Origin of the sequence: Hallella mizrahii, from assembly GCF_009695775.1 — a bacterium.
GTDB lineage: Bacteria > Bacteroidota > Bacteroidia > Bacteroidales > Bacteroidaceae > Prevotella > Prevotella mizrahii.
Map to the genome: position 1 here is coordinate 36,045 of NZ_VUNG01000010.1, position 26,326 is coordinate 62,370.

Below are 26,326 nucleotides of genomic sequence, written 5' to 3' on the forward strand. Positions count from 1 at the left end.
AAAATTGTTTATCTTTGTGTCAAGAAAGAAAAGGACCGAAATGTGAAGAAGTAATTTTGAGGCTTATAGGTCTTAAAATACCACACAAAATGACTTATACGCCTAAAATTTGGAGAAAGTTTCAAGATCAGGCAACTTTGCGCTGTCTCTGGCTTCTCGTCGTCAGAACGCGATTAGAAATCGCATTCCGCCGTCCGAGATAAAAGCTCAACTGCGAAGCAGCTTGACACAGTTGAGTTGACTAATTCCTTAAGGTAAGCGTTAGCTTGTTCCCTCGTGGGACGTGTACGGTGAAGAAAAGGTGTGTGGACATCCACTTCCTCTCCTTATTCTTTGATGTCGTTCATGGGTACGGCTTAATATTGTCGGTCTCCATCACTGTGCAGACCTCTCATTCATGTCGGTGTCAATGGGCTTGCAACACCATCGGGTGACTTTGAGCATGACAGCTATTCCCGGAACATCTTTCAGAATATAGTATTTCTTGTTGCTGCGGATCAATTTTCCTGTCAGACCTTTCAAAGGCCCGTGTGTGACAACAACGGGAGTTCCCACCTTGAGTTTGGCACTCTCTTCAGAAATATATTTTTTTTCGAAGATCTTCGGATTGCACATCAGTTGGAACTCATGCATTTCCTTAGCGGAGATCTCTGCCATCTCGTTGGAGTCGCGCCCTTTTTTGATGACAGACACTTTGTAGGGGAAGTCGAGAAGCTCTTTCCTAAACTCTTGTTCTTCCATGGCTTTCTTCAGAAAGATCAAGTTGCGCACTACGGGCCTGAGCTCGTGGCGCAACTTGTTGGACGCATCTCTGAAGTCGACAACCTCTTTGGGGATAAATGTCTTGAAGCCCCTCTCTTTCAACTCTTTGTCGATAGCTTGCTGCTTGATAGAGAATAGCCTCAGGGCATACCAAGGTGTGGTTGCGTCGTCATGGTGTGTTATGTCATTCTCTGTTTGCATCATGCTAAGAGTTGGGAAAAGGCTATTAAAATTCCGAAGTGAAGTGGAACTTGATGTGCGGGAAGTCTTGCTGGGCCATACTCAGAATGTAGGAGGAGTCGGCAAGGAAGACGTCGCGACCCTCTGTGTCTTTGGCCATGTACTGATATTTGCGCTTCTTGAAGTTGTCAAGTTCGGCAGGATCATCAGCCTCGATCCAGCAGGCCTTGTAGAGATGCAGAGGCTCCCAGCGGCACTTGGCGTTGTACTCATGTTCCAACCGGTATTGGATGACCTCGAACTGCAACTGACCCACAGTGCCGATGATACGTCGGTTGTTGAACTGGTTGACAAAGAGCTGGGCCACACCTTCGTCCATGAGTTGCGTGATGCCCTTGACAAATTGCTTCGATTTCATAGGGTCGTCGTTTTCGATATATTTGAAGAGCTCAGGCGAGAATGAAGGTAATCCGCGGAAATGAAGCTGTTCGCCCTCAGTGAGTGTGTCTCCGATCTTGAAGATGCCATTGTCCGGCAAGCCTACGATGTCGCCTGGCCATGCCTCGTCTACCGTGCTTTTGCGCTGCGCCATAAACTGTGTGGGGGAAGAAAAACGTACTGTCTTGCCTAAACGCACATGCAGGTAGGGCTGATTGCGTACAAACTTGCCTGAGCAGACTTTGCAGAAAGCGATACATGAGCGGTGGTTGGGGTCGATGTTGGCTGTGATCTTAAAGATAAATCCAGTGAACTTCGGCTCTGACGGCTCCACCATGCGTTCTTCTGCCTTTGTAGGGCGTGGGCTCGGAGCTATCTCTACGAAGCAGTTGAGCAACTCTTGCACACCGAAGTTGTTCAGCGCAGAACCGAAGAAGACAGGTGCGGTCTCAGCCTTGCGATAGTCTTCGGTGTCGAATTCGGGGTAGACACCATCGATCAGTTCCAGGTCGTTGCGCAGTTGCTCGGCCTCTTGGCTGCCTACGTGCTGGTCAAGATCCTGGGAATTGATGTCCACAGCAACCTTCTCAGTGACGCGCTGCTTGTTGGGCTTGAACAGGTTGAGTTGCTGCTCATAGATGTTGTAGACACCTTTGAACTTAGCTCCCTGACCGATCGGCCACGACAGAGGTCGCACGTGGATGTGCAGTTCTTCCTCCAGCTCGTCAAGCAAATCAAAAGGATCACGGCCTTCACGATCCATCTTGTTGATGAAGATAATCACTGGCGTGTTTCGCATTCGGCACACCTCCATCAGTTTACGAGTCTGAGCCTCCACACCTTTTGCAGAGTCAACGACGATGATCGCAGAGTCGACGGCGGTGAGCGTGCGGTAAGTGTCTTCTGCGAAGTCTTGGTGACCCGGCGTGTCCAATATGTTAACCTTGTAGGGTTCGCCCTCCTGTCCTTCGGGCAGATAGTCGAACTCCATGACAGATGTAGACACAGAGATACCACGTTGTTTCTCAATGTCCATCCAGTCGGAGGTGGCGGTCTTGCGTATCTTGTTGTTCTTAACGGCACCGGCTACTTGTATCTGACCACCGAAGAGCAGAAACTTTTCGGTGAGCGTAGTCTTACCGGCATCAGGGTGAGAGATGATGGCGAAGGTGCGCCGACGTTGTATTTCGTTCATATAATGATTACTTCTTGATTTCGTTCATATTTGCCATACACTTTTTCAGTGAGTCAAGCCAGTAGGGGATAGTCGTGTGGAAAGTTTCCTTGATCTTTGTCTTGTCAAGGACGCTGTAGGCAGGCCGTTTGACCGGTGAGGGGAATTCATCGCTGTGGCAAGGCTGGATGTTACAGTTGTCATGTCCGGCGAGCGCGGCGATGGCCTTGGTGAAGTCATACCAAGAGGTAACGCCCTCGTTGCTGAAATGATAGATTCCACAGTGTCCTTCATACTTGCGGTTTTCTATAATGTCGAAGATGGTGTTGGCCAGGTCACCTGCGTAAGTAGGTGTGCCACACTGATCAAAGACCACTTTCAGCTGTGGATGAGTAGCGGTGAGGTTGAGCATCGTTTTCACGAAGTTGTGACCAAACTCAGAATAGAGCCAGGCGGTGCGCAGAATGATGTAGTCGACGCCGGTAGCCTGAATCTTTTGCTCGCCATGCAGCTTGGTAAGGCCATATACGCCTGTTGGTGTACCCTTCTGATCCTCACGGCATGGTGTGTTGTAGGGATCACCGCCGAAGACATAGTCGGTGGAGATGTGAACGAGCAAGCCTCCTACTTCCTTCATCACCTTAGCGAGATTCTCAGGAGCAGTGGCGTTGAGCGTTTCCACGATTTCGCCGGCAGTCTCTGCCTTGTCTACATTTGTCCACGCCGCACAGTTGATGATGCATTTCACATCATTGTCCTTTACCATCTGGCGGATGGCATCAATATTGGTGATGTCGAGGTGAGTATAACCGTCACAGACATCCGTGAAGATATATTTGTCTTTAGAGCTTGCTTTGCTGACGATCTGCATCTCGTTGCCAAGCTGCCCATTAGCACCTGTTACTAAGATATTCATATCGCGTTTATTTTATAGTCTTTATCTTTTATTATCCTTGTTCGCCAAAGTCAATGCCTTCAGTTCTGTCTTTGATGTAATAGTCGGAAAGCATCCCAATGAATGTAGAAATCTCTTTGATGGCATGGTCGGTCTCGGGTGAGACTTCTTTTTGTTGCAGTCTGAGCATCATTACGCCATAGAGCGCATCAAGACAAGTCTCTATCTCATTGACATTTTTGTCGCCTTTCTGCCGCAGTTCCACGATGAAGGGCAATACTTTGTAATATTCTGCATTGTAGAATGGAAACTTGTTGGAGTCCAGCAGTTGACAATGAAGGTCAAAGAGATCGCCGATGATTACTTGGTTGATCTGCAGATGACCTTTCTCACGGCAACCTTCTTCGTTCATCATGCGTATGAGATTGCCAAACCAGTCGGCTTCCTCATCTTTCTGTTCGGGTGTATAATCGAATTTGTCGATATATTCCTTTCTGATACGTGGGAGGGAGCAACCGTATGCTCTGATTAGGTCTTCCATCTGCCACATATAGAGCAGATATTCTGCGATGGATTTCTCCTTTAATTTTTTAGCGATATACATACTTGAAAAGATTTTGTTGATGAAAGATAACTATTGAGGGATCTGTCTGTACTATTTATCGTTGTATGCTTCGATCTCGGCGTTCGTCAAGCGGTTGTTGCTAATAATGGATGGTGTAGAGATTGAACACTGTACCGATGAGCATGGCGAAAGAGAAGACGATGACAAGGCTGCCGATGATGCGGTTGATGATTTGTATGCCATTCATGTCGAACTTAGCCCGCACCTTATCTACCAGCCATGTCAAGCCGTACCACCACAGCAGGGCACCGGAGATGATGCTCATGTAACCAAGCGTCATCTCCAGCGGATGATGTGGGACGACGAAGGCAAATTGAGCGTAGCAGGCGATGAACAGAAAGACAATCAGTGGGTTGGAGAATGTAACGAGGAAGGCTGTGAGCGCATTGTGCCACAAAGTACCTTTGCTCTGGCTACTCTTGTGCATATTCTTCCGTGGATCGCTTCTGAAGCAGTAGATGCCAAACAACAACAGAATAGCACTTCCGGAGAGTTGCAGGATGAATTTGTTGGTGGGGTTTGTGATGAAATCCATGACGAAGCTCATACCCAAACCAGTGATGAGGGCATAGATAATGTCGCTTACAGCTGCTCCAATGCCTGTAACAAAACCATACCAGCGCCCTTTGTTGAGTGTGCGTTGTATGCAGAGTATGCCCACCGGCCCCATAGGTGCTGAGGCGATGATTCCGATGAGTAGTCCCTTAAGGATGAGCTCTAACAGATCAATATGTATAAACGGCATCATATAGCTTGCAAAGTTACGAATTTTATCCGATAAAACATCATCTATTAGGTTATTTCGTCTTTTTCTTTGTGCAATCAGTGTGCTTCTTTACCCTACCGCTCTATTCTGCGGAGAAGTCGGCTACCAGTTGTCGGTAGGCTCTCAACATGCGGGTGCGAAGGATGTAGCCTTGCAGGCAGTTGTTGATGTCGACGACGGGAAGGGCTTCTGCATTGGTAGTGTCAAACTTATGCATGACATCCTCCATGGGCTCGTTGCGATAGAGGATGGCAGGTACGGGAGTCATCAGTTGCGCCACACGGAACTTCTGATAGAGTTCTGGTCGGAAGACGATATGGCGAATCTTGTTGATATCTATCTCGCCCATCAATCGGCCGGCAGTGTCTACTACGGGCAAGAAATCATAGTCGGTGCTGGAGAGAACGTTGACGAGCTTGCCCAACAGCATGTCGGGTTGCACGGTGACATAGTCTTTCTCTATGAGTGAGTCCATACTCATCAGCGTGAGTACGCTCTTGTCGGTGTGATGGGTGACGAGCTTTCCTTCACGAGCCAATCGCATGGCGTAGATGGAGTGAGGCTCAAAGATACTGATAAACATCACGCTGACCACCGATACGATCAGCAAGGGAACGAAGAGCTGATAGCCACCGGTGATTTCGGCAATGAGGAAGATGCCTGTCAGCGGAGCGTGCATGACACCGGCCATGACGCCTGCCATGCCGAGCAGCGTGTAGTTGCTTTCGGGAAGGTAAACGCTAATCTGCTGCATGTTCCAAAGCCGGGCAAAGAGAAAGCCCGCAAAGCCACCTACAAACAGAGACGGCGCGAAAGTACCACCGCAGCCGCCTGCCCCATTGGTAGAAGACGTGGCGATGACCTTAGTGAGCATGACGAGGCCGATATAAAGAGGTAGCAGTTCGTTGTGTCCGTAGAATAGTGAGCCGTTCATCACTTGGCTCCAGTCTGTGACTGTCTTTCCGGTAATGAATGTCCCCAGTGTCGTGTAACCTTCACCATAGAGCGATGGGAAGAAGAAGATCAGTGTGCTCAGGGTGATACCTCCTACGAAGAGCTTTCGGTAGGGATGCTGTTTCATCTTGGCAAACTGTCCTTCACAGAAATTCATGGCACGCATGAAATAAAGGCTCATCACACCGCATACCAGTCCGAGCAATATGCTTGCCGGAACGCGCTCTACGCTGAACGGCGACTGAAGCGTAAAGGTGAAGAGTGTGGATGTGCCGGTGAAGATATAAGAAAAGATGTCGGCTGTGATGCTTGCAATCAGAATGGGGATCAGCGAAGCCATTGACATGTCAATCATCAGCACTTCCAAGGTGAAGACAAGACCGGCAATGGGAGCTTTGAAGATGCCAGAGATAGCAGCCGCAGCACCGCATCCTACCAGCAACATCAGCGTGCGCTTATCCATATGGAAGAGCTGTCCGAGGTTGGAACCAATCGCTGACCCCGTCAAGACGATAGGAGCCTCCGCACCAACAGATCCACCGAAACCGATGGTGATGGCAGAGGCTACCACCGATGACCAGCAGTTGTGACGCTTCAAGACGGAGCGTTTGGTCGAGATGGCGTAGAGAACGCGGGTGATACCGTGCGAGATATTGTCGCGAACGACATATTTTATAAACAAGGAGGTGAGCCAGATGCCGATGACAGGAAAGACAAGATAAAGCCAGTTGACAGCATCTGTTAGAAAGTCCTCGGTGAGCAGACGCTCTATCAGATGGATGAGCTGATGGAGAATATATGCGGCCACAGCGGAGAAAATTCCGATGAAGAACGCCAGAATGCTGGTCATCTGTCGCTCTGTCAGGTTGTGGTTTTTCCACTCGAGGATTTGATTGAAAGTCACTTTCTTCTTACTTTAGAGAACTTATACCTTATTATATAATATGCGTTGCTTTGTATTCATCAGTGTCTTTACAGGCGTGAATATGTCAGCATTATTTTTTCGAACTTATTTTCTGATGATAGTCACCTCTCCCTGTGGCCCTAATTTAATGATGGAACTGGGTGTATGAGGCTTGTGCTCCTGTCGGCGTGAGAAGCAGACGTAATCAACAGCATCAAGAAGTTCGGGTGCGATGTCGGAGAAGTTTTGTGCGGCAGGTTGTCCACTGATGTTGGCACTGGTGCTGACGAGAGCCTTTTGGAAACGGTAGCACAATTCGTGCGAGAAAGGTTCTTTTGTAATGCGCAGTGCTATACTGCCGTCTTCAGCGATGAGGTTGGGTGCCAGGTTGACGGCGCCATCAAGGATGACTGTAGTGGGTTTGACGACAGCGTCGATTAAATCCCACGCTACTGCGGGTACGTTGCGCACATAACGTTGCAGACGGGCATCTGAGTCTACGAGGCAAATGAGAGCCTTGGAGTCGTCGCGATGCTTGATTTGGTAGACGCGTGCTACTGCGTCGGCATTCGTAGCATCACAGCCGATGCCCCAAACCGTGTCTGTGGGGTAGAGGATGACGCCTCCACGGCGAAGCACTTCCACGGCATTTTTGATATCTTCTTCTTGTGTCATTTTATTGTTGTTCGTTTTCTAAGCAAAGATAGTAATTCTTTTTTTCCTATGCAAATGTTTTTTGAAAAATATATGTCTTAATAGTTTGTCAATCGTGTGCCTGTTGTCGCAAAATCATCTTTTTTTTGCTGTCTCGTTTAATTTTTATCTCAAAGTAGTTGAGTTTTCAAATGTTTTATTATCTTTGCAACAGAAACACAATCGATAAAACCAAAAGCAATGAATGAGCAAGAATTATTGAAGCCTTACGTCATTGGACTGGATCTCGGTGGTACCAACTCAGTGTTTGGTATTGTGGACAGTCGTGGCGACATCAAGGCGACTACAGCTATCAAGACACAAGCTTACGATAAGGTGAAAGACTATGTGAAGGCTTCTGTAGAAGCACTTCATGTGATCATCGATCAGGTGGGCGGTATAGACAAGATCAAGGCAATGGGTATCGGTGCTCCTAACGGTAACTACTACAAGGGCACGATTGAATTTGCTCCAAACTTGGCTTGGGGCCATAATGGTATTGTGCCATTGGCAGATATGTTCTCCAAAGAGTTGGGTATCCCCGTGGCTCTGACCAATGATGCCAATGCTGCCGCTATCGGTGAGATGACATATGGTGTGGCAAGAGGTATGAAGAATTTCATCGACATCACCTTGGGTACAGGTGTGGGCTCCGGTATTGTCATCGATGGCAAAGTGGTCTATGGTTGCGACGGCTTTGCTGGTGAGTTGGGTCATGTCATCATGCGTCGCGATAACGGGCGTCTCTGTGGTTGTGGCCGCCATGGTTGTTTGGAAGCATACTGCTCAGCAACGGGTGTGGCACGTACGGCACGTGAGTTCCTTGACACGACAGACACACCGTCTTTGCTGCGTGATCTGAATCCGAAAGACATCACCTCTCTTGATGTGAGCATTGCAGCCGGCAAGGGCGATAAGTTGGCCAAGAAGATCTATGACTTTACGGGTGAGATGCTTGGTGAGGCATGTGCAGACTTTGCCGCCTTCTCTTCTCCAGAGGCCTTCATCTTCTTTGGAGGTCTGACTAAGGCTGGTGATCTGTTGATGGATCCTATCAAGAAGAGCTACGACGAGCATGTACTGCCTATCTTCAAGGGCAAGGCAAAGTTCCTCGTCAGCGGATTGGATGGCAGCTCTGCTGCCGTGCTGGGTGCTTCCGCTGTGGGTTGGGACATCTAAGCTTGACTGCTTTTATATATAATAAGGAGAGCCATCCATCTTGGGTGGCTCTCCTTGTTTTGTTTTGACAGTTGCGGAAAGCGTCGACTTATAATTCGACGAACGCAACGTGACAGGGAAATGGCTAATTTTTCTGCGGGTGATGTGCGGGATACAGAGCTGGTGTGGAGGTGTGTACTGGACATGTGCCGTGCAGACGATGGCGAGCATGTGCTGGGCAGATGCCTGGTGAGGCTTCGCGTCAGATGCAGGTCAGCTCACAGTGTATGCCATTGAGGAAGGCGGTGGCGGTCATACGTTTTTTGCCGGCTGGTTGCAACTCTTCTATCGACAGCCATTCGTTGGAGCAGGCGATGAGCAGTTGGTTCTTGCGCACGCTGACGGTACCGGGCTTCTCTGAGCAGGAGATGCCGGTCTTGGATGTTTTGAAGATTTTGTAGGTGTTGGCTTTTCCTGCTTCTCCGTTTGTCGGTTGCATGGTAGTCCATGCACAGGGGTAGGGGGACAGTCCTCTGACAAAGTCATAAACCTGCTTGGCTGTCAGAGACCAGTTGATTTTGCACGTGTCTTTGAAGATCTTTGGAGCCGGATGCAGTTCACCGTCAGAGGCAGTCAGTTGTTGCTGATCGGTGGAATCAACGTGGCCGTTTCCTTCGAGCACGAGGTTGATGGTTTCTTCTGCGATGTCAGCACCTAAGTGCATCAGTCCGTCGTAGACATATTCCACGTCAGCATCATCTGGGATAGGAAATTTTTTCTGTAGGATGATGCGTCCCGTGTCGATGTCTTTGTCCAGGAAGAAGGTCGTCACGCCCGTCATCGTCTCGCCATTGATAATGGCCCAGTTGATAGGTGCGGCACCACGGTACTGTGGAAGCAAGGCAGCGTGGACATTAAAGGTGCCGAAGCGTGGCATGGCCCAGACAACCTCCGGCAACATGCGGAAGGCGACCACCACTTGCAGGTCGGCATGGTATGCAGCCAACTGCTCAACAAAAGCGGGATCTTTCATCTTTACAGGCTGCAAGACAGGAATGCCTTGCTGGAGTGCATAGCGCTTGACCTCTGAGGGCTGAAGATGATCCTGATGCCGTCCGACGGGCTTGTCAGGCTGTGTGACCACCGCAACGACATTATATCCGTTCTCTACTAATCGTCGGAGCGTGCCAACGGCAAACTCCGGTGTGCCCATGAATATGATTTTCAGATCTTTTTTGTTCATCGTCATTGCTATTTTTTTCTTTTTGCAAAGGTAGCGAGTTTTTATGAGAATCTGAAATTTAAACCGGCTTTATTCTTTTGTCGTCAGGAGGCTTGTACCGTAGTTTTTGGCTTGTTGCCAGCTTATAGTCTTCTTCTCGGTTATCCTTACGTTTTAGAAGACCTTATATATAATAAGGTATTTTCCCATAAATTTGGTCTTTCAGATAAAACTTAGTAACTTTGCATAGTTTTAGTCTAAGACAATTGATCATGCAAAAACCCGTAGTCATTGCCGGACCTTGTGTCATCGAGTCTGCCGCTTTGCTCGACACCGTAGCGCAGGAGCTTGTCAGGCTCAACGCCAAATACGACATCAACATCATCTTCAAGGCCTCGTTTGATAAGGCCAACCGCACCTCACTCCACTCATTCCGTGGTCCCGGACTGGAGCGCGGACTGGAGATGCTTGCCGATGTGAAGCGTAAATATCAGTTGAGAATCACCACCGACATCCACGAGGCTTGGCAAGCAGAGCCTGCCGGCGAGGTGTGCGATGTGTTACAGATTCCCGCTTTTCTGTGCCGGCAGACTGACCTACTCGTAGCAGCTGCCAAGACGGGACGTATCGTCAACATCAAAAAGGCACAATTCCTTTCCGGACGTGACATGCGCTATCCTGTGGAAAAAGCGCAGGACAGCGGTGCCAAAGAGGTGTGGCTCACCGAGCGCGGCAACTGCTTTGGCTACAACAACCTTGTCGTAGACTTCCGCAACATCGCCGACATGCTCGACATTGTGCCCACCGTGATCATGGACTGCACCCACAGCGTGCAACGTCCTTCGGCCGGAGACGGCAAGACCATTGGTGACCGTAAGTTTGTGCCCAGCATGGCACTTGCGGCAAAGGCTTTTGGCGCTACAGGATATTTCTTCGAGACACATCCCAATCCCGATGAGGGACTGTCGGACGCTGCCAACATGATCGAGTTGAACAAGCTCGAAGCCACCTTGCTGCCGCTTTTGAAATGAGCAGTACAGGAAGAAAACGAGCCATCATCATTCAGAGAAGAACAACAGATGAAAAAAGAGATAAAAACAGAAAAAGGTAAAACCACACTCGAGGAGCGGCTGCACCATGCCAGAGTGTATGCAGAACGCTGTCTGCGTGAAGAAGCTCAGGCTGTCCTCGACCTCATCCCCCAACTCGACGAGAACTTTGAGAAAGCCGTCGATATGATGTATCACTGCCACGGCAAGATCATCGTCACGGGAGTAGGCAAAAGCGGAAATATCGGTGCCAAGATTGCCGCCACCCTGTCCTCAACGGGCACACCGGCCTTTTTTATCAATCCTCTTGACGCCTATCACGGCGATCTCGGCGTGATGACACCCGAAGATATTGTACTGGCCATCAGTAATTCCGGACAGACCGATGAACTGTTGCGCTTCGTGCCGATCCTCTTACATATGCACGTTCCCATCATCGGCATGAGCCGCAATCCCGAATCACTGTTGGCCAAATACTCAGCGATCCACATCAAAGTGTTCGTGGATCACGAAGCATGCCCGCTGAATCTTGCGCCCACCTCCTCCACGACAGCGGCACTGGCCATGGGCGACGCTCTGGCCATCGCACTGATGCAGGTGCGTGACTTCCGGCCCCGCGACTTTGCGCAGTTCCATCCGGGCGGTGAGTTAGGCAAGCGACTGCTGACCAAAGCCGAAGATGTTATGCGCACAGAAGAGCTTCCCGTCATCCCGGAGAACATGAACCTCGGCAAAGCCATCATCGACGTGTCAAAAGGCAAACTGGGTATGGGCGTATCGCTCGACAGCGACAACCGGGTCATCGGACTGATCACCGACGGCGACATACGCAGAGCCATGGAGAAATGGCAGGCACGCTTCTTCGATCATACGGTGAGCGAAATCATGACCCGCACACCGAAGATCGTCTCGCCCTCGACAAAGGTAACTGAGATACAACGTGTCATGCACCAGTACAAGATCCATTCGGTGCTCGTCTGCGACAAAGAGAAACATCTCTTAGGCATCGTAGACTCCTATGCCGCCTCGTTGCTCAACCAGTAATAAGCAGAAGAAACCTGCCCACAGAGTTTCACCGGTTCGAAGAGAATCAGTGTTCACAATAAGAATTTCAGTATTAGTCAATAAAATCACTTTGAACGTATTTCCCTTTAAGGTATTAGTATGCCTCATGACTGCAGGCATAACGCCTTGTCATGCACATAACGATAAAACCCAACAACAGTGTCAGCGCAGTGACTCGATGCTGGTCAACCAATTGAGAGAAGATGGTGTTTCCTTCTCCCACGACAACAGCGTGACGCTGCTGATGACCGGACAGGAGAAATTCGACGATTTGTTTAAGGCCATCAAGCAGGCTCGCTCTTCCGTACATCTGGAATATTTCAACTTTCGGAATGACTCTATCGCCCGCTGCCTCTTTGACCTGCTTGCCGAGAAAGCAGCACAGGGTGTAAAGGTCAGAGCGATGTTCGACGGATTTGGCAACGACAGCAACAACCGTCCTCTGCGCCGCAAGCACATCAAAAAGCTACGCGAGGAAGGCATCGAAATCTACGAGTTTGACCCGATACGCTTTCCTTGGGTCAACCATGTCTGGTCGCGCGATCACAGAAAAATTGTGGTCATCGACGGGAAAATCGCATACACCGGCGGTATGAACGTGGCGGACTACTACATCAAAGGTACAAAGGAAGTGGGATCCTGGCACGACATGCACTGCCGCATCGAAGGCACGGAGGTCAACACACTCCAGACAATCTTCCTGCGCACATGGAACAAGGTGACAGGACAAAACATCCACGGACCACAATACTATCGCGGACTGGGCGATGTGAGCTACTTCCATGGACTCAAGCGCGACACCTGTGACACGGCAGGCGACAAGATGGTTGGCATCATCAACCGAGAGCCACACACATCAAACAAAATTATACGGGAGTTCTACACCCACGCCATCAACGACGCACGGGACAGCATCATGATCATCAACCCTTATTTCACGCTGAACCACAAAATAAAAAAGGCACTGAAAAACGCTGCCAAACGTGGCGTGAAGGTGGAGATCATGCTCAGCGTGAGAAGTGACATTCCATTGACGCCTGACTGTGGGTTCTACAATGCACACCAACTGATGAAGCATGGATGTACGGTGTGGATGTATAAGCCCGGCTTTCACCACACCAAGATCATCATGGTCGACGGCCGATTTTGTACGGTGGGGTCTGCCAACCTCAATGCCAGAAGTCTGGCATGGGACTACGAAGAGAATGCCGTCATCATCGACCCATGCACAACGGATGAGTTGATACAACTGTTCAACTCGGAAAAGAAAGACTCCTTCCGGCTGACGGAAGAAACATGGGACGCGTGGCGTACACCCTGGCAGAAGTTCCGCGGATGGTTCGCTCACCTGCTGACAAAGTTCCTATAGTCTTTTTTTCTCCACTCCACGGTCTCCCTTCCGCTATTCCCTTACTTTTTTACTTTTTACCCTTTTCCTTCTTTACCTTTTTTAGATGCTGTTCACATCGACGTAGCCGTGCATGACGGCATAGATCGTCAAGGCCGACACACTGCGTCGGCCAAGCTTGGCGACAATGTTTTTGCGGTGCGTGATGACGGTTGTCAACCCGATGTTGAGTTTATCGGCTATCTCCTTATTAATATATCCCTTGACGATGAGTCTGAGCACATCTATTTCCCGCTTCGACAATTTCTTTTCTGTCGTAGACGGGGACTGTGTCGGCAAGTGCTGACCACACCCATGAGCGCGCTGCTCCAGTGCCAGCAGCTGTCTGACCAAAAGTTTTTCGGGTTGATGGCTGCAAATGCAATGAAAGTCTGACGGCTGTGCAGCCGGATCATCGGAAGACGTGAAAGCTATGGTCTGATGCCTTCTTTCCAGAAAAAAATCTCGGTTGTTGAGCAGCACAGTCTGTGAGACAAAGAAGTGCACAAAATGTTCCTCACCACTTTGCAACAGTTCCTCTAATGTGTTGAACGTATGCGTCTCCATGATTGGCATGACCTGCTCGAGCAGGGTCTTCATGCCTATCAGGGCAAGCGTGTCCTCATTGATAACAGCTACCTTTGGATGTTCCATGACTGAAGAAATAAAAAAAGGCCTGCCAGTGACTCCAGAGTATACTCAGAAGCCAATAGCAGGCTTGTATGTCCTATTGTTGATGATTACTTGGCATAGGCGACACTACGCGTCTCACGAATCACGGTGATCTTCACCTGACCGGGATATGTCATCTCGTTCTGGATCTTCTCAGCGATCTCGTTGCTGAGTTTCGTGCTGTCCTCGTCGCTCATCTTGTCGGCACCGACGATGACGCGCAGTTCACGTCCGGCTTGGATGGCGTAGGTCTTTGTCACGCCCGGATAGCTCATGGCAATGGCCTCCAAGTCGTTGAGGCGCTTGATATAAGCCTCGACGATCTCGCGGCGTGCACCCGGACGTGCACCGGAGATGGCATCGCACACCTGCACGATAGGTGCCAGCAGGGTCTGCATCTCCACCTCGTCGTGGTGAGCGGCGATGGCATTCACGATATCGGGCTTCTCCTTGTATTTCTCAGCCATCTTGGCACCTAAGAGTGCATGCGGCAACTCGCTCTCCTCGTCGGGCACCTTGCCGATGTCATGAAGCAGACCGGCACGTTTTGCCTTCTTAGGATTCAGGCCGAGCTCAGCAGCCATGACGGAACAGAGGTTAGCCGTCTCACGGGCGTGCTGCAACAGATTCTGCCCATAGGAAGAGCGGTACTTCATCTTACCGATGATACGCACCAGTTCTGGATGGAGTCCGTGGATACCCAAGTCGATCACCGTACGCTTACCGGTCTCAATGATTTCGTTGTCGAGTTGCTTCTTGACCTTAGCTACGACCTCCTCGATACGTGCGGGATGGATACGTCCGTCGGCGACGAGCTGATGAAGTGCCAGACGGCAGACCTCACGGCGGATAGGATCAAAAGCAGAAATGACAATGCTCTCGGGGGTGTCGTCGACGACGATCTCCACGCCGGTGGCTGCTTCAAGGGCACGGATGTTGCGACCTTCACGACCGATGATGCGCCCCTTGACCTCGTCGTTGTCGATATGGAAGACACTCACGGAGTTTTCGATGGCCGTCTCGGTGGCTACACGTTGTATTGTCTGGATGACGATCTTCTTTGCCTTCATGTTGGCATCGAGCTTAGCCTGGTCCATGATTTCATTGACATAACCGGCTGCGTCCATCTTGGCTTTGTCCTTCATACTCTCCACAAGGCGCTTCTTGGCTTCCTCGGCAGAGAGGCCGGAGAGCTCCTCCAGTTTGGCGCGCTCCTGATCCTGCATCTTCTCAAGCTCAGCCTGACGCTGTGTGATGATCTTTTTCTCGTTGTCGATGCGCACCTGGCCTTGTTCCACCTCTTGCTTGCGGCGCTGGAGTTCCTCCTGACGCTGGTTGAGCGAAATCTCACGCTGTTTCAGTCGGTTCTCGTTTTGCTGGATCTTCTGGTTGCGCAACTGCACCTCCTTTTCCAACTCACTTTTCTTATTCAGGAATTTCTCCTTGACCTCAAGAAGTTTTTTCTCTTTAATCACGTCCGCGTCTTTCTGCGCAGTCTCCAAGATCTCGTTATATTTACCTTTCGCAATATGGCGGAAGTAATAAAATCCGGCCAACGCGCCCAGTGCCAGGGCAACGACGGCAGTAATGATGATACCTATCATGAATATTAATTGTATATTGTTAGTTGATTAGACATATAATCATTTACTCTCCTGAACGTTTTCCTTCCCGCATCCGAGGACGTCCTCAATTTCCGAAGTAAGCTGTTTGAGCAAATCATTATATGGCTTGGTGTCATTGCGCTGAAGCAACTCTTGCAGCCGCAGTCCAATGTCTATCATGGCGAAATAATGGATTTCCTTATCGCTCTTGAATCGTTTGAACTGGCCGTAATACGCATTCAGGCGCTCATTGATCAACTCAGCGTCACGCCGATACAGTGCCTCGTCTTTCCGAGGCACGGTCACACTGATATCTGTATCGTAGATATGAAGCCTTATGGTGATCTTTTCAGTTTCTTCTGTCATTGTCGGAACTTTCGCTACTCAGCATGGTGATGCATTTGTTGACATCACGGATGAGCGCGGACAGAGACTTTTTCGCGCGACTCATGTCCATATCGCTCACTTGCAGCATACGAGCGGTTTTCAACGTCTGATAGTCACTTTCCGCCTTCTTCAACTGTTCTTGCAACACGCTGATGGAAGCATCTCTGTCATCGATCACCGTGAGCAGACGCGCATTTTCCTTTTTTAGCTCCTCGTATTGGAGCATCAGCTGTCTGACACGTGTCACAAATGTGTTGATTATCTTCTCATTGGCATCCATGACTATAGTTCTTTCTGCAAAATTATAGATTTTCAGCGAGAATAGCAAGCTTTCTGAAACATTTTTCTCAGAAGGCTTGTCTTTCCCTCATATTTATTTCTTCTTCACATCCTCATCCTTGGGGCGCGGCTCCTTCTTGGCCAGCATCATCACCTGATAGGTGAAATCGGTCACCCACTTCTGAGAGAAGTTCAAGCGGGCATTGAGCTTGCGCACGTTCAGCACAGCTTTGATCACGCTCGGATCCTTATAGTCGTTCTTCATGAAGATGTCGCTGACGGTCTTTTCCGTCATGGCGTAGATGGTCTTCTTGAAGATAGAAGGCACACGCAACTTAAACTTCATCAGGTTGCCCATGAGCATCATCAGTTCCTGTGAGAAGCTCTGGAACTGAATCAGGTATACCTGCACATCCTGCAATTTCTTGCAGTTGCGGCGGATACTCTGGTCGATTTCCTTGAAGAACTGCTCGTCGGTGTGATAGATCTCCATCATCATCTTGCGGCAATGCCCCTTTTCGCCCACACCAAGTTTATTGTTCTGTGTGGGCACGTGCAGTGTCGACTTAAAGAGTCTGAGATCGGGCAACATAGCCAGGTTGCTGATACCCAGTTGAGCGGCTAAGGCTGCTTGAAAATATACACGCACGAGCGTCATATAATCTTCCATGCCGCCCGTCTTGCTTTCTTGTTCCTTCCTTCCAAAAAGTTTGGAGAATATTTCCATATTTATTGAAATTACTTTAGAGAGTGTCGTAAATCATCTGCAAAAATACAATAATATAGCGAGAAGACAAAATAAAAGTCTATGAATCTCTCTAAGTTTCGATAATATTTCGTAACTTTGCAGTGATAATGCGACAACAACAATATAAGCCATAGCACAAGTCTGGCAGCGAATGCGTAATCTGCTATTTCACTGTTGACAGCTTTGGCTCTAATTTATTTTAAGGCCAAATAATGAAGGGTATTGTATTAGCTGGTGGCTCAGGCACACGCTTGTATCCTATTACTAAAGGTATTAGTAAGCAACTTCTTCCCGTCTTTGACAAGCCGATGATATATTATCCATTGTCGGTGTTAATGTTGGCCGGGATTCGTGACATTCTTGTTATTTCCACACCGTATGACTTGCCGGGTTTCAAACGCCTACTTGGTGATGGCTCAGATTTTGGCGTGCACATTACCTATGCAGAGCAGCCCCATCCCGACGGACTTGCGCAAGCGTTCCTCATCGGCGAAGATTTCATTGGAGATGACAGCGTCTGCCTGGTCTTAGGCGACAATATCTTCTATGGCGCAGGCTTTAGCGGACTGTTGCGCCACAGTAGAGAGCAGGCCGAGCAGCACAACAAGGCCACGGTGTTTGGCTACTATGTCAACGACCCGGAGCGCTATGGTGTGGCTGAGCTCGACAAGGAAGGCAACTGCCTGAGCTTGGAGGAGAAGCCTCTGCATCCCAAGAGCAACTATGCCGTGGTAGGTCTTTATTTCTATCCCAACGATGTGGTAAGCATCGCCAAGGCAGTGAAGCCCAGTAAGCGTGGCGAGTTGGAGATCACTTCTGTCAATCAGGACTATCTCAGTCAGAAGCGTTTGCGTGTGCAGGCGTTGCCGCGTGGCTTCGCCTGGCTCGACACGGGTACTCACGACAGTCTCTCAGAGGCCAGCACCTTTATCGAGTGCATCGAGAAGCGCCAAGGTCTGAAGGTGGCTTGCCTGGAGGAGATCGCCTATCGGCAAGGGTGGATCACACGTGAGCAACTCGTGGTGGAGGCACAGCCAATGGTTAAAAACGATTATGGCAAATTCCTCTTGCAGCTGGCAGGTGAGAAAGTGTCCGAAAACAGATAATAAAAAAAGCTCAACTCAACGATATACATTAACCATCATTTCATGGAACAGAACTTAAACACAGAAACAGAACTCGAGAACCAGCAACAGCAGATGCCGCAGCCCGAGGGGGCAGGGAATGCGATCAACTTCGCCACGATCTTCACGGCTGTAGTGCTTAACTGGAAGTGGTTTGTACTTTCTATTGTCATCTGTCTTGGTTTGGCTGCCGTATATTTGCGCTATGCCACTCCGATTTATCAAGTATCGGCCAAGCTTCTGATCAAGGACAACGACCAAAACTCGCCCAATTCAGCCAACAAGAACGCCATGCTCAATTCGGCTACGCTGGGTTTGATTTCCAACTCAAATGGTTTTGATAACGAGATGGAAATCCTTACTTCCCACTCGCTTGCCCTGCAAGTGGTGAAGGACATGAAGATTTATGTCGACTACTATTTTGTAGGCAAGGTAAAAGACGAGTTGCTTTACAGACAGCAGCCGATCAACGTAGATATGGATGAGGCACATTTAAATAAGCTCAATATGCCTGTCCAACTGAAGATCACACGTGAGGACAATAGCTATAAGATTTCGGGTACATGTTATGTCCCGGTTGATAAGTTGGCATCAAAGGGACCGTTTAAGTTCGAGCGTACCGTGCAGTCCATCCCTTCGACGATCTATACACGTGTAGGCGCCATCCAGCTGACTCAGAGTCCATATGCCGTCATGAAAGATGGTGAGAGCATCAAGGTCTTTATCTATTCTCCCCAGATGGCTGCTAATAAGTATGTAGAGGAACTGAGCGCCACACAGACCAGCAAGACCACTACAATTGCCCAGCTGACCCTCAACGATGAGGACCCACAGCGTGCGCTGGACTATGTGCAGCGGCTCTCAGTTTGCTACAATCAGCAGGCCAATGTCGACAAGAACGAGATAGCCCGCCGCACGGAGCAGTTTATCAATGGCCGACTTGAGAAAATCAATGCTGAACTGGGCAATACCGAGGGGCAGTTGGAAAGCTATAAGCGCCGCAACAATGTCGTAGAGTTGAAAACCAACGCTACCGGGGCTTATACCAACGCTACAGAATATCAGCAGAAGCTCAGTGAGGCCAACACGCAGGTGGCGCTGATCTCTGAGATGCAGATCTATATGAACAACCCTAAGAATCACTTCCAGCCCTTGCCTTCCAATGTGGGACTGGACGACCAGGCCTCTACAGCGCTTATCAGCAACTATAACGAGCTGTTGCAGAAACGCAGCCTGTTGTTGCAGAGTGCCAGTGAGAACTCCCCGTCGGTGATTCCCCTGACGTCCCAGATCTCTGAGATGGAGCGTGCCATTCGTCGTGCCCTCGTTCAGGCTCGCAAGAACCTGGAGATCCAGCGCAATGCGCTTGCCGTGGAATATGGCAAATATCAGGGACAGGTTGGTGAGACTCCCGAGCAGGAGCGTATGCTCACACAGATCGGCAGACAGCAGGAAGTGAAGTCTGGACTCTACCTGATGCTGTTGCAAAAGCGTGAGGAAAACTCTATCTCTCTTGCGGCAACTGCTGACAAGGGTAAGCTCATCGACGGTCCGTCTCTTGGAAAGAAAGTGAGTCCCAAGAGTTCCATCATCTTGCTGGTGGCATTGATGCTTGCCCTTGCCATCCCGTCACTCATTCTCTTCCTGCTTGAGTTCTTCCGCTACAAGATCGAAGGACACGAAGATGTGGCCAAGCTTACCACGTTGCCCATCATTGCCGATATCGCCGTGTCGTCGGAGACGGCCAAGACCAAGGGTGAGATCGTGGTGCACGAGAATAAGAACAACCAGATGGAGGAGATCTTCCGCTCCATGCGTACCAATATACAGTTCATGCTGGAGAAAGACGAGAAGGTCATCATGTTCACCTCTTCCACCTCTGGCGAGGGCAAGACTTTCGTGGCTTCCAACCTGGCCATGTCGTTTGCCCTGCTTGGCAAGCGTGTGCTGCTCGTGGGACTTGACATCCGTAAGCCTCGTCTGGCCAATCTTTTCGAGATCGATGATTTCGTGCATGGTATCACCAATCTGCTTGTCAAGGAGTCGCCGACATGGGATGATGTGGAGAAGCAGCTCTTGCCCTCTGGCGTGAACAAGAACCTGACCCTGCTGATGGCTGGTCCCACGCCTCCAAACCCGGCCGAGCTGGTGACACGCAAGAGTCTTGGCATCACCTTCGACCTCCTGCGCCAGCACTTCGACTATATCATCGTCGATACGGCTCCTGTGGGATTGGTTACCGATACTTTGCAGATTGCCAAGGTATGCGATACCACGGTCTATGTCTGCCGTGCCGACTATACTCCGAAGGAGAACTTCGAGATGATCAACGGACTGGCCTTCAGCAAGAAGATGCCGAAGATGAGCATCGTTGTCAACGGTATCGACATGTCGAAGAAGAAGAATGGCTACTATTACGGCTACGGCAAGTATGGCAAGTATGGGCGCTATGCACGTAATCTGCGCTCCTCGGCATACGGCAGTTATGGCAGCTATGGCAGTTATGGCCATTACGGGCATTATGGCAGCTACGGCAGCTACGGCAATTATGGCAACTACGGTAGTTATGGTAACTACAAGGACAGCCACTACAGCAACGAAAAGGACGATTCCATCAAGCAGTAAAGATATACAATGGCAACAATAGCAGTTGATTTCGACGGTACGATAGTAGAGCACCGTTATCCGGAGATAGGCGAGGAGCGCCCATTCGCGACAGAGACGTTGCGAATGCTGATAAAGGACCATCACAGGCTGATCCTGTGGAGTGTGCGGGAAGGCAAACTTTTGCAGGACGCTGTGGACTGGTGCCACGAACGTGGTGTGGACTTTTGGGCTGTCAACCGGGATTATCCGGAGGAGGAGCGAGAAAAGAACAACCATTTTTCCCGCAAGATCAAGGCAGACTATTTCATCGACGACCGCAACGTTGGTGGATTGCCTGACTGGGGGCAGATCTATCGCATGATCTCAGAGCACAAGACCTACGCACAGGTCATCCGCGAGAGCATGGGACAGGTATCTTACGAGGATATTCCCCGCAAGCGCCATTGGTGGCAGTTCTGATTCCTCGTATATATTATAAATAAGTAGGCGGCGTGCATTCCTTTTCAAGGAAATGCACGCCGCTTGTTTTATGTTTATCAGTATTACGGTCAGAGCCGTGTCGCAAACCTTGTAGTGACCGGATCAAGGCAGGTCTACTTTCACTCTTCTCTCGTCTACAAACTTTTGTGTGATCTTGATGATTTGCTTAAGCGAGGCATTGGAGACGCGCTTGATCGTGGAGTTCAGTTGTTCTGTACTGATGCCCATGCTTGTGGCGATCGTCACGGCATCGAGGTGAGGATCTTTGATGTTGTTCATGATCGTAGCAATCAACACATTCATGAAGTGTGATTCGGCAGAGTTATAGACCTCCTTATTTGATAAGTTCTGACGGCTTTGCATCATCTGCATTTCCATGTAGTGCTCCAGTCTCAGTGTGACTTCCTTGACGATCATCTGCTTGCTGAGTACCGTTATACGGTAGAAGAAGATGAAGCTGACGATGAGAAGTATCAGGATGACAATGTTGAGCGCTATATCGATTTGTTGGTGTTTAAATCGCTCAAAAAAATGTATGAGCAGGTTGTTTTGGCGGTCTAGTTGTTCCTTCTGATCATGTACCATTTCATTTTGCGTCATCACCACGTCTATGTTGCTTTTATCTACTACGGCGGTGTTCAGTATGTTGATGCGTTTATATGGTTTGCCTTCCAAAATGTTCTTCGCAAGGTCCACTACTTGGAAACCGCGCGTAGGATTGATGACTGTAGCCTCCATCTTGCCCTCTTTCACCATCTGTAGTCCGCCTTTCGGTCCTGGCAGTCCGTCAATGCCGATGTATCTCACGCCTTTGTGACCGCCTGTCTGTTCGATAGCTTTTCGCATGCTCATAGCGCAGTTGTCGCTTTGTCCGGCAACATAGTCAAACTTCAGGTTGGGGTGTGTCCTGAGAAATTCCTTACCTCTTGCGGTGATCGAGTCAGGGTTCCACGTTCCTCCTATGGTAGCCACGATGTGCAGGTTAGGATACTTGGCGATAGCCTCACGTAAGCCACGACCACGGTCTATGGATGGGGAAGAGGTCGGGCTGCCTGCTATTTCCAGTATGTTGGTGGTCTCTCCTTTCCGTGTCTGTCCTATGTAGTTGCCCATCATTCGTCCTAACTGCTCATCATCGCGTCCGATAAATGCAGTATAGTACGGCGAATCGATCTGTCTGTCCACGACGATGACAGGAATGTTGGCAGCCTTGGCCCTTTGCAACATATTTGATTCATTACGGAAGAAAGAGGGCGAGATGATGATCAGATTGACGTGAGCTTTGATCATCGAGTCTACTTGCTCTTCCTGCAATTTGCTGTTCTCGTGTGCAATGTGGAAGTCAAGGACGGCGTTGGGGTACTGGTAGCAAGCTGTCTTGATCTCATCATACAGTTTGGCAGTCCAGTCGCCTGCTCCTGCCAGCGAGGCACCTATGACATACTTGGGTTGTCGATTGCAACTTGTAAGCAAGACCGACAGCAGTAATAGTGGTAATAGTTTTAAAAGTGCTTTTGTATTCATTTCTACTTCAGGGTTGAATAATTACTCGGTTGGTTATATTTTCTATACTGAAAATAAAACATCGTTCATACTTGCAAAAATAAGTGATACTCGCCTAAAATGGTTTTTGGTTTAAGATTAATTATAATAATAATAGATAAAAGAAACTGTTCGACGGATGCAGGTCGAAAGGCAGAAACGACGGTAATCATTCCACTCCTGTGCCACATGTTTGTCGGATAAACTGACAATTTTCCTTTGTCGTGGCTGCGATTTTTGTCAACGAGTCCTCCTTGGGGCCGAAATTCTCGATTTTTGGACGCATTTTTATATCTTTCTGATATATAGCATGTTATAGACATGATGTTTTTTAGATAAATAAAAAGCGGTACTTTGAGAGGGAAAAATAGAGTGAATTTCTCGTCAAAGCATTGTTTTCTACTTATCATCTCAGTTGTTTGACCTTGTCATCTCAGTTGTTTGATGAGGTCAAACAACTGTTTTCATCAAGTCATCTCACTGTTTTCTCAGTTCAGTCTTTCTGTTTTCTACGGAAAACGCCATTTTTCCGTTTGTTCTTTGTCGATGTTTATTCTAGATGCAAAGTTCGCAGAGATGGTGTTTTGTCAGAAACTTTGATATTACTCTTTGGTTTTCTTTTCCATTGTTGTCGTTTCTGCAGTGATCATCTTCTTGAGCAGGTAGGTGGCGTTTTGGTTTTTGGCGATGCCGGACGTGATGCGGTAGTCGTAGGTGATTTGCTCGCCGATGGAGATCTCGAAGCAGTAGTTATGGAAGCGTTCACCATGGTCCTCTGCCATCTGCGAGAGTTCGAGGTCGTGTGTGGCGATGATGGCAGTCACATTGTGGCGCGAGAGATATTCCAGGAAGATTTGTGAGCCGTGGAGTTTGTCCTTAGAGTTGGTGCCCCGGAGTATCTCGTCGAGGATGACCAGCGTGGGCGTGTCGTCGAGCACACCGATGAGTTGTTTGAGCCGGAGCAGTTCCGCATTGAAGTAAGAGATGCCGTGGGTCAGGTCGTCGCTCGTTCTCATGCCCGTGAACAGTCGGCAAGGCGAGAGCGTCAGACGGTCGGCATAGACCGGCAGGCCCGCCATGGCCATGACCCAGCTGATGCCCACCGTCCTGAGATAGGTACTCTTTCCTGCCATGTTGGCTCCCGTGATGATATAGAAGTTGCGGTCTTGGAGCATGGCATCGTTGGCGACCGCCTGCAAGCCCAGGAAGGGATGGCGCAGAGCCTTGCCTTCAAAGACCATCGACGGCGTGTCGACGAACGTAGGCCACGTTGTTGCCGGTTCGTTCTGTCGGTAGGAGGCGAGGGAAACCAGTGCGTCGAGCACGCTCACCGACCGAATGAGCGTTTCGAAGTCAGCACTGCTCTGCTGCCACAACTTGAAGCGACGGACAATGCTCAAGTCGATCAGTGCGAATACATTGAAGAGCAGGATGCCCGCCTCGTTGTTTCTGTTGTCGATGTCCTGGAGTATCTGTTCCATCTCAGCGAGGCTTGCAGCCTGTTGTCGCAAGGAAGCCTGCAACGTTTTGTTCACCTCTTCGTGAAACTCTTCGGCGAGGGTGAGGCGGATGATGCGGTCAAGCCCTTCCGACAGCGTGTGGATGTTTTGCAAAGTCGTCATGATGCGTCGTACGCTATTGCCCGGAAAGATGGTGGCAAAGAGCAGGTGCAGGGTGCCCCAAGCGATGGGCAGGATGACAGGCACAAAACCGGTCAGCGCAGCGACGACCGACAGATAGAAGCCGGCAAGCAAGACGGCTCTCGTCCCTTTCAACCACTTTGGAGAACAGCGTTTAGGCAGCTTCAGGGCGTGTGCCGCCGTGAGTGCGTCAGCGAGCCAGTCGGTACGCAGCAGTCGTTCCATGGCTTTGTCGCTGCGTTGTCCCGAGGCTTTGACGTTCATGAGGAAGTCGTCGTGGCGGGCAAGTTCCTCCACGGCTTTTCGCCTCTGCCCAAGGCCATCGATGAAGTCTTTGCGGTTTCCGTCTGCCGTCTCTTTTGTCAGCCACTGTGCGAGCAGGTTACGACCACCGACGGTGACGGTGCGGCAGACACGCTGGAAGAGCGAGTCCTTGCCAAAGAGATCCAGATCGAAGGAGAAGGGGTGGGAGGCATCGATATAGTCCTTGCCCTCGTCGAAGCAACTATAGTCGCCATGGAAGTAACTGATCTCGCGCTGGTAGGCGGCTATCAGCCTTTGCTGTCGCTCGATGTTGCGGCTGTTGCGGCCGTCGGTGCGGCGGAGCAGCAGATAGCCGGCAAAGAGCACGGCAGCCGAGAGAGCGTACAGAGACTTGGGCTGGTAGGTAACGGCGCATGCCACCATGCCGAGGGCAGCGAGAAACATGCCGATCTGTGCTACGGTGAACCATTGGCTCTTGTGTCTGAGATGGGCGAGCTGTTGTTGCAAGCGAGCGGTGCGCTGCTCTAAATCTTGGAGACGGTGGGTCATGATGAGGGAAACGGGTTAGAGGTGAGATAAAAGAAAAGGCACACCGGGAAGGGGTTCTTTGCGAAGCCGTCCTTTCGGGTGTGCCTGATATATGATATGTATCGGATGAAGCTTAGAATGCGCTTTGGAACTCCTCGAGGAAGCGCTTGTCGTTCTCGGAGAAGAGACGCAGGTCGTTGACACAGTATTTCAGGTTGGTGATGCGCTCCACGCCCATGCCGAAAGCATAGCCGGTGTAGACATCGGGGTCGATGCCGCAGGCAGCGAGGTCGTGCGGGTCTACCATGCCGCAGCCGAGGATCTCCACCCATCCCGTGTGTTTGCAGAAGTTGCAGCCTTTGCCGCCGCAGATGTTGCAGGAGATATCCATCTCAGCACTCGGTTCGGTGAAGGGGAAATACGACGGGCGCAGCCGGATCTTCGTGTCGGGACCGAACATCTCTCGGGCGAAGGTCAGCAGCACCTGCTTGAGGTCTGTGAAGCTCACGCCCTTGTCGACATAGAGTCCTTCGACCTGATGGAAGAAGCAATGGGCGCGTGCTGAGATGGCCTCGTTGCGGTAGACACGTCCTGGGCAGAGCACGCGGATCGGTGGCTCGTGGGTTTCCATATAGTGTGCCTCATCGCCGGAGGTGTGAGAGCGCAGCAACACGTTCTTGGTCACGTCGCTCTTGTCCTGCGAGATGAAGAAAGTATCCTGCATGTCGCGTGCGGGATGGTCAGCGGCAAAGTTCAGCATGGTGAACACGTGCTTGTCGTCGTCGATCTCGGGACCGTGGTAGAGTGTGAAGCCCATGCGCTGGAAGATGTCGATGATCTGATTCTTGACAATGGTCAGCGGGTGACGGGTGCCCAAAGCGATGGGATAGGGCGTACGTGTCAAATCCTCGTGGTTGTCGCCGGTGTCAGCAGAGGCGACCTGCTCGCGCAGGGAGTTGATCTTATCCTGAGCGGCTTTTTTCAATTCGTTGATCTTGATGCCTACAGCCTTTTTCTGGTCTGCGGCGACATTGCGGAAGTCAGCCATGACAGCATTGATCTCGCCTTTCTTGCTCAAGTACTTGAGCCGGAGTTGCTCGATGTCGTCTGCGTTCTTGGCAGAGAGCTGAGATACTTCTTTGAGAAGTTGATCTATCTTGTCTAGTATCATCATCTGTA

General features: G+C 50.0%; 23 protein-coding genes. 7 read left to right on the top strand and 16 right to left on the bottom strand.

Features of this window, described 5'->3' with window-relative positions; genetic code table 11:
* Nucleotides 1–375: 375 nt before the first annotated feature.
* The 7 genes from FYJ73_RS05745 to FYJ73_RS05775 form a co-directional block, all read right to left on the bottom strand.
* Nucleotides 376–963: a UpxY family transcription antiterminator gene (locus FYJ73_RS05745; RefSeq protein ID WP_154533754.1), complete on the bottom strand. Its 588-nt coding sequence runs from the start codon at nt 961–963 to the stop codon at nt 376–378.
* A 25-nt stretch (nt 964–988) separates the two neighbouring features.
* Nucleotides 989–2,575 carry a peptide chain release factor 3 gene (locus tag FYJ73_RS05750; RefSeq protein ID WP_154533755.1) on the bottom strand — a complete coding sequence of 529 codons (1,587 nt, stop codon included), beginning with the start codon at nt 2,573–2,575 and terminating at the stop codon, nt 989–991.
* Nucleotides 2,576–2,582: 7 nt separating this feature from the next.
* Entirely contained in the window at nt 2,583–3,470 is an 888-nt protein-coding gene (rfbD, locus tag FYJ73_RS05755; RefSeq protein WP_154533756.1) for a dTDP-4-dehydrorhamnose reductase, read from the bottom strand.
* 31 nt (nt 3,471–3,501) lie between these two features.
* Nucleotides 3,502–4,053 (bottom strand): DUF4924 family protein, encoded by a 552-nt coding sequence (locus tag FYJ73_RS05760; RefSeq protein ID WP_154533757.1) that lies wholly within the window; start codon nt 4,051–4,053, stop codon nt 3,502–3,504.
* Between the two features lie 100 nt (nt 4,054–4,153).
* Entirely contained in the window at nt 4,154–4,822 is a 669-nt protein-coding gene (locus tag FYJ73_RS05765; RefSeq protein ID WP_154533758.1) for a LysE family translocator, read from the bottom strand.
* 100 nt (nt 4,823–4,922) lie between these two features.
* Entirely contained in the window at nt 4,923–6,644 is a 1,722-nt protein-coding gene (locus FYJ73_RS05770) for a chloride channel protein (RefSeq protein WP_154533804.1), read from the bottom strand.
* A 159-nt stretch (nt 6,645–6,803) separates the two neighbouring features.
* Entirely contained in the window at nt 6,804–7,373 is a 570-nt protein-coding gene (locus tag FYJ73_RS05775) for an L-threonylcarbamoyladenylate synthase (RefSeq protein WP_154533759.1), read from the bottom strand.
* Between the two features lie 219 nt (nt 7,374–7,592).
* Here FYJ73_RS05775 and FYJ73_RS05780 point away from each other — a divergent pair, with 219 nt between their 5' ends.
* Nucleotides 7,593–8,570: an ROK family protein gene (locus tag FYJ73_RS05780; protein ID WP_154533760.1), complete on the top strand. Its 978-nt coding sequence runs from the start codon at nt 7,593–7,595 to the stop codon at nt 8,568–8,570.
* 241 nt (nt 8,571–8,811) lie between these two features.
* Here the strand turns inward: FYJ73_RS05780 and fmt are convergent, their stop codons facing one another.
* Nucleotides 8,812–9,792: a methionyl-tRNA formyltransferase gene (gene fmt / locus FYJ73_RS05785; protein ID WP_154533761.1), complete on the bottom strand. Its 981-nt coding sequence runs from the start codon at nt 9,790–9,792 to the stop codon at nt 8,812–8,814.
* A gap of 251 nt (nt 9,793–10,043) precedes the next feature.
* Here fmt and kdsA point away from each other — a divergent pair, with 251 nt between their 5' ends.
* The 3 genes from kdsA (at nt 10,044) to cls (ending at nt 13,254) form a co-directional block, all read left to right on the top strand.
* Nucleotides 10,044–10,802: a 3-deoxy-8-phosphooctulonate synthase gene (gene kdsA, locus FYJ73_RS05790; RefSeq protein WP_154533762.1), complete on the top strand. Its 759-nt coding sequence runs from the start codon at nt 10,044–10,046 to the stop codon at nt 10,800–10,802.
* Between the two features lie 48 nt (nt 10,803–10,850).
* Complete coding sequence (locus FYJ73_RS05795; protein ID WP_154533763.1) at nt 10,851–11,864, top strand: KpsF/GutQ family sugar-phosphate isomerase; 1,014 nt, start codon at nt 10,851–10,853, stop codon at nt 11,862–11,864.
* A 127-nt stretch (nt 11,865–11,991) separates the two neighbouring features.
* Nucleotides 11,992–13,254 carry a cardiolipin synthase gene (cls, locus tag FYJ73_RS05800; protein WP_154533764.1) on the top strand — a complete coding sequence of 421 codons (1,263 nt, stop codon included), beginning with the start codon at nt 11,992–11,994 and terminating at the stop codon, nt 13,252–13,254.
* 81 nt (nt 13,255–13,335) lie between these two features.
* Here the strand turns inward: cls and FYJ73_RS05805 are convergent, their stop codons facing one another.
* The 5 genes from FYJ73_RS05805 to FYJ73_RS05825 form a co-directional block, all read right to left on the bottom strand.
* The gene (locus FYJ73_RS05805; protein WP_154533765.1) at nt 13,336–13,926 is read right to left on the bottom strand and encodes a helix-turn-helix transcriptional regulator; all 591 of its coding nucleotides are present in this window, start codon (nt 13,924–13,926) and stop codon (nt 13,336–13,338) included.
* 86 nt (nt 13,927–14,012) lie between these two features.
* Nucleotides 14,013–15,548 carry a ribonuclease Y gene (gene rny, locus FYJ73_RS05810; RefSeq protein ID WP_154533766.1) on the bottom strand — a complete coding sequence of 512 codons (1,536 nt, stop codon included), beginning with the start codon at nt 15,546–15,548 and terminating at the stop codon, nt 14,013–14,015.
* Between the two features lie 39 nt (nt 15,549–15,587).
* Nucleotides 15,588–15,914 (bottom strand): cell division protein ZapA, encoded by a 327-nt coding sequence (zapA, locus tag FYJ73_RS05815; protein WP_154533767.1) that lies wholly within the window; start codon nt 15,912–15,914, stop codon nt 15,588–15,590.
* Nucleotides 15,898–16,215 (bottom strand): hypothetical protein, encoded by a 318-nt coding sequence (locus FYJ73_RS05820; protein WP_154533768.1) that lies wholly within the window; start codon nt 16,213–16,215, stop codon nt 15,898–15,900. The genes zapA and FYJ73_RS05820 overlap by 17 nt, the downstream gene beginning before the upstream one ends.
* Before the next feature lie 93 nt (nt 16,216–16,308).
* A complete protein-coding gene (locus FYJ73_RS05825) occupies nt 16,309–16,941 on the bottom strand; it encodes a hypothetical protein (protein WP_154533769.1) in 633 nt (210 codons plus the stop codon).
* Between the two features lie 233 nt (nt 16,942–17,174).
* Between FYJ73_RS05825 and rfbA the strand changes: the two genes are divergently transcribed.
* Genes rfbA through FYJ73_RS05840 form a run of 3 tightly spaced genes read left to right on the top strand, consistent with a single transcriptional unit; the run spans nt 17,175 to nt 21,152 of the window.
* Complete coding sequence (rfbA, locus tag FYJ73_RS05830) at nt 17,175–18,068, top strand: glucose-1-phosphate thymidylyltransferase RfbA (protein ID WP_154533770.1); 894 nt, start codon at nt 17,175–17,177, stop codon at nt 18,066–18,068.
* 42 nt (nt 18,069–18,110) lie between these two features.
* Nucleotides 18,111–20,711 (top strand): GumC family protein, encoded by a 2,601-nt coding sequence (locus FYJ73_RS05835; protein ID WP_154533771.1) that lies wholly within the window; start codon nt 18,111–18,113, stop codon nt 20,709–20,711.
* Nucleotides 20,712–20,720: 9 nt separating this feature from the next.
* The gene (locus tag FYJ73_RS05840) at nt 20,721–21,152 is read left to right on the top strand and encodes a BT0820 family HAD-type phosphatase (protein ID WP_154533772.1); all 432 of its coding nucleotides are present in this window, start codon (nt 20,721–20,723) and stop codon (nt 21,150–21,152) included.
* 123 nt (nt 21,153–21,275) lie between these two features.
* On the opposite strand, the gene FYJ73_RS05845 is transcribed toward FYJ73_RS05840, so the two are convergent.
* From FYJ73_RS05845 to pheS, 3 genes are all read right to left on the bottom strand, one after another.
* The gene (locus FYJ73_RS05845; protein ID WP_154533773.1) at nt 21,276–22,697 is read right to left on the bottom strand and encodes a substrate-binding domain-containing protein; all 1,422 of its coding nucleotides are present in this window, start codon (nt 22,695–22,697) and stop codon (nt 21,276–21,278) included.
* Between the two features lie 620 nt (nt 22,698–23,317).
* On the bottom strand, nt 23,318–25,168 hold the full coding sequence (locus FYJ73_RS05850) for a MutS-related protein (RefSeq protein ID WP_154533774.1): 1,851 nt from the start codon (nt 25,166–25,168) through the stop codon (nt 23,318–23,320).
* Nucleotides 25,169–25,280: 112 nt separating this feature from the next.
* Nucleotides 25,281–26,318 carry a phenylalanine--tRNA ligase subunit alpha gene (gene pheS, locus FYJ73_RS05855; protein WP_154533805.1) on the bottom strand — a complete coding sequence of 346 codons (1,038 nt, stop codon included), beginning with the start codon at nt 26,316–26,318 and terminating at the stop codon, nt 25,281–25,283.
* Nucleotides 26,319–26,326 lie beyond the last annotated feature (8 nt).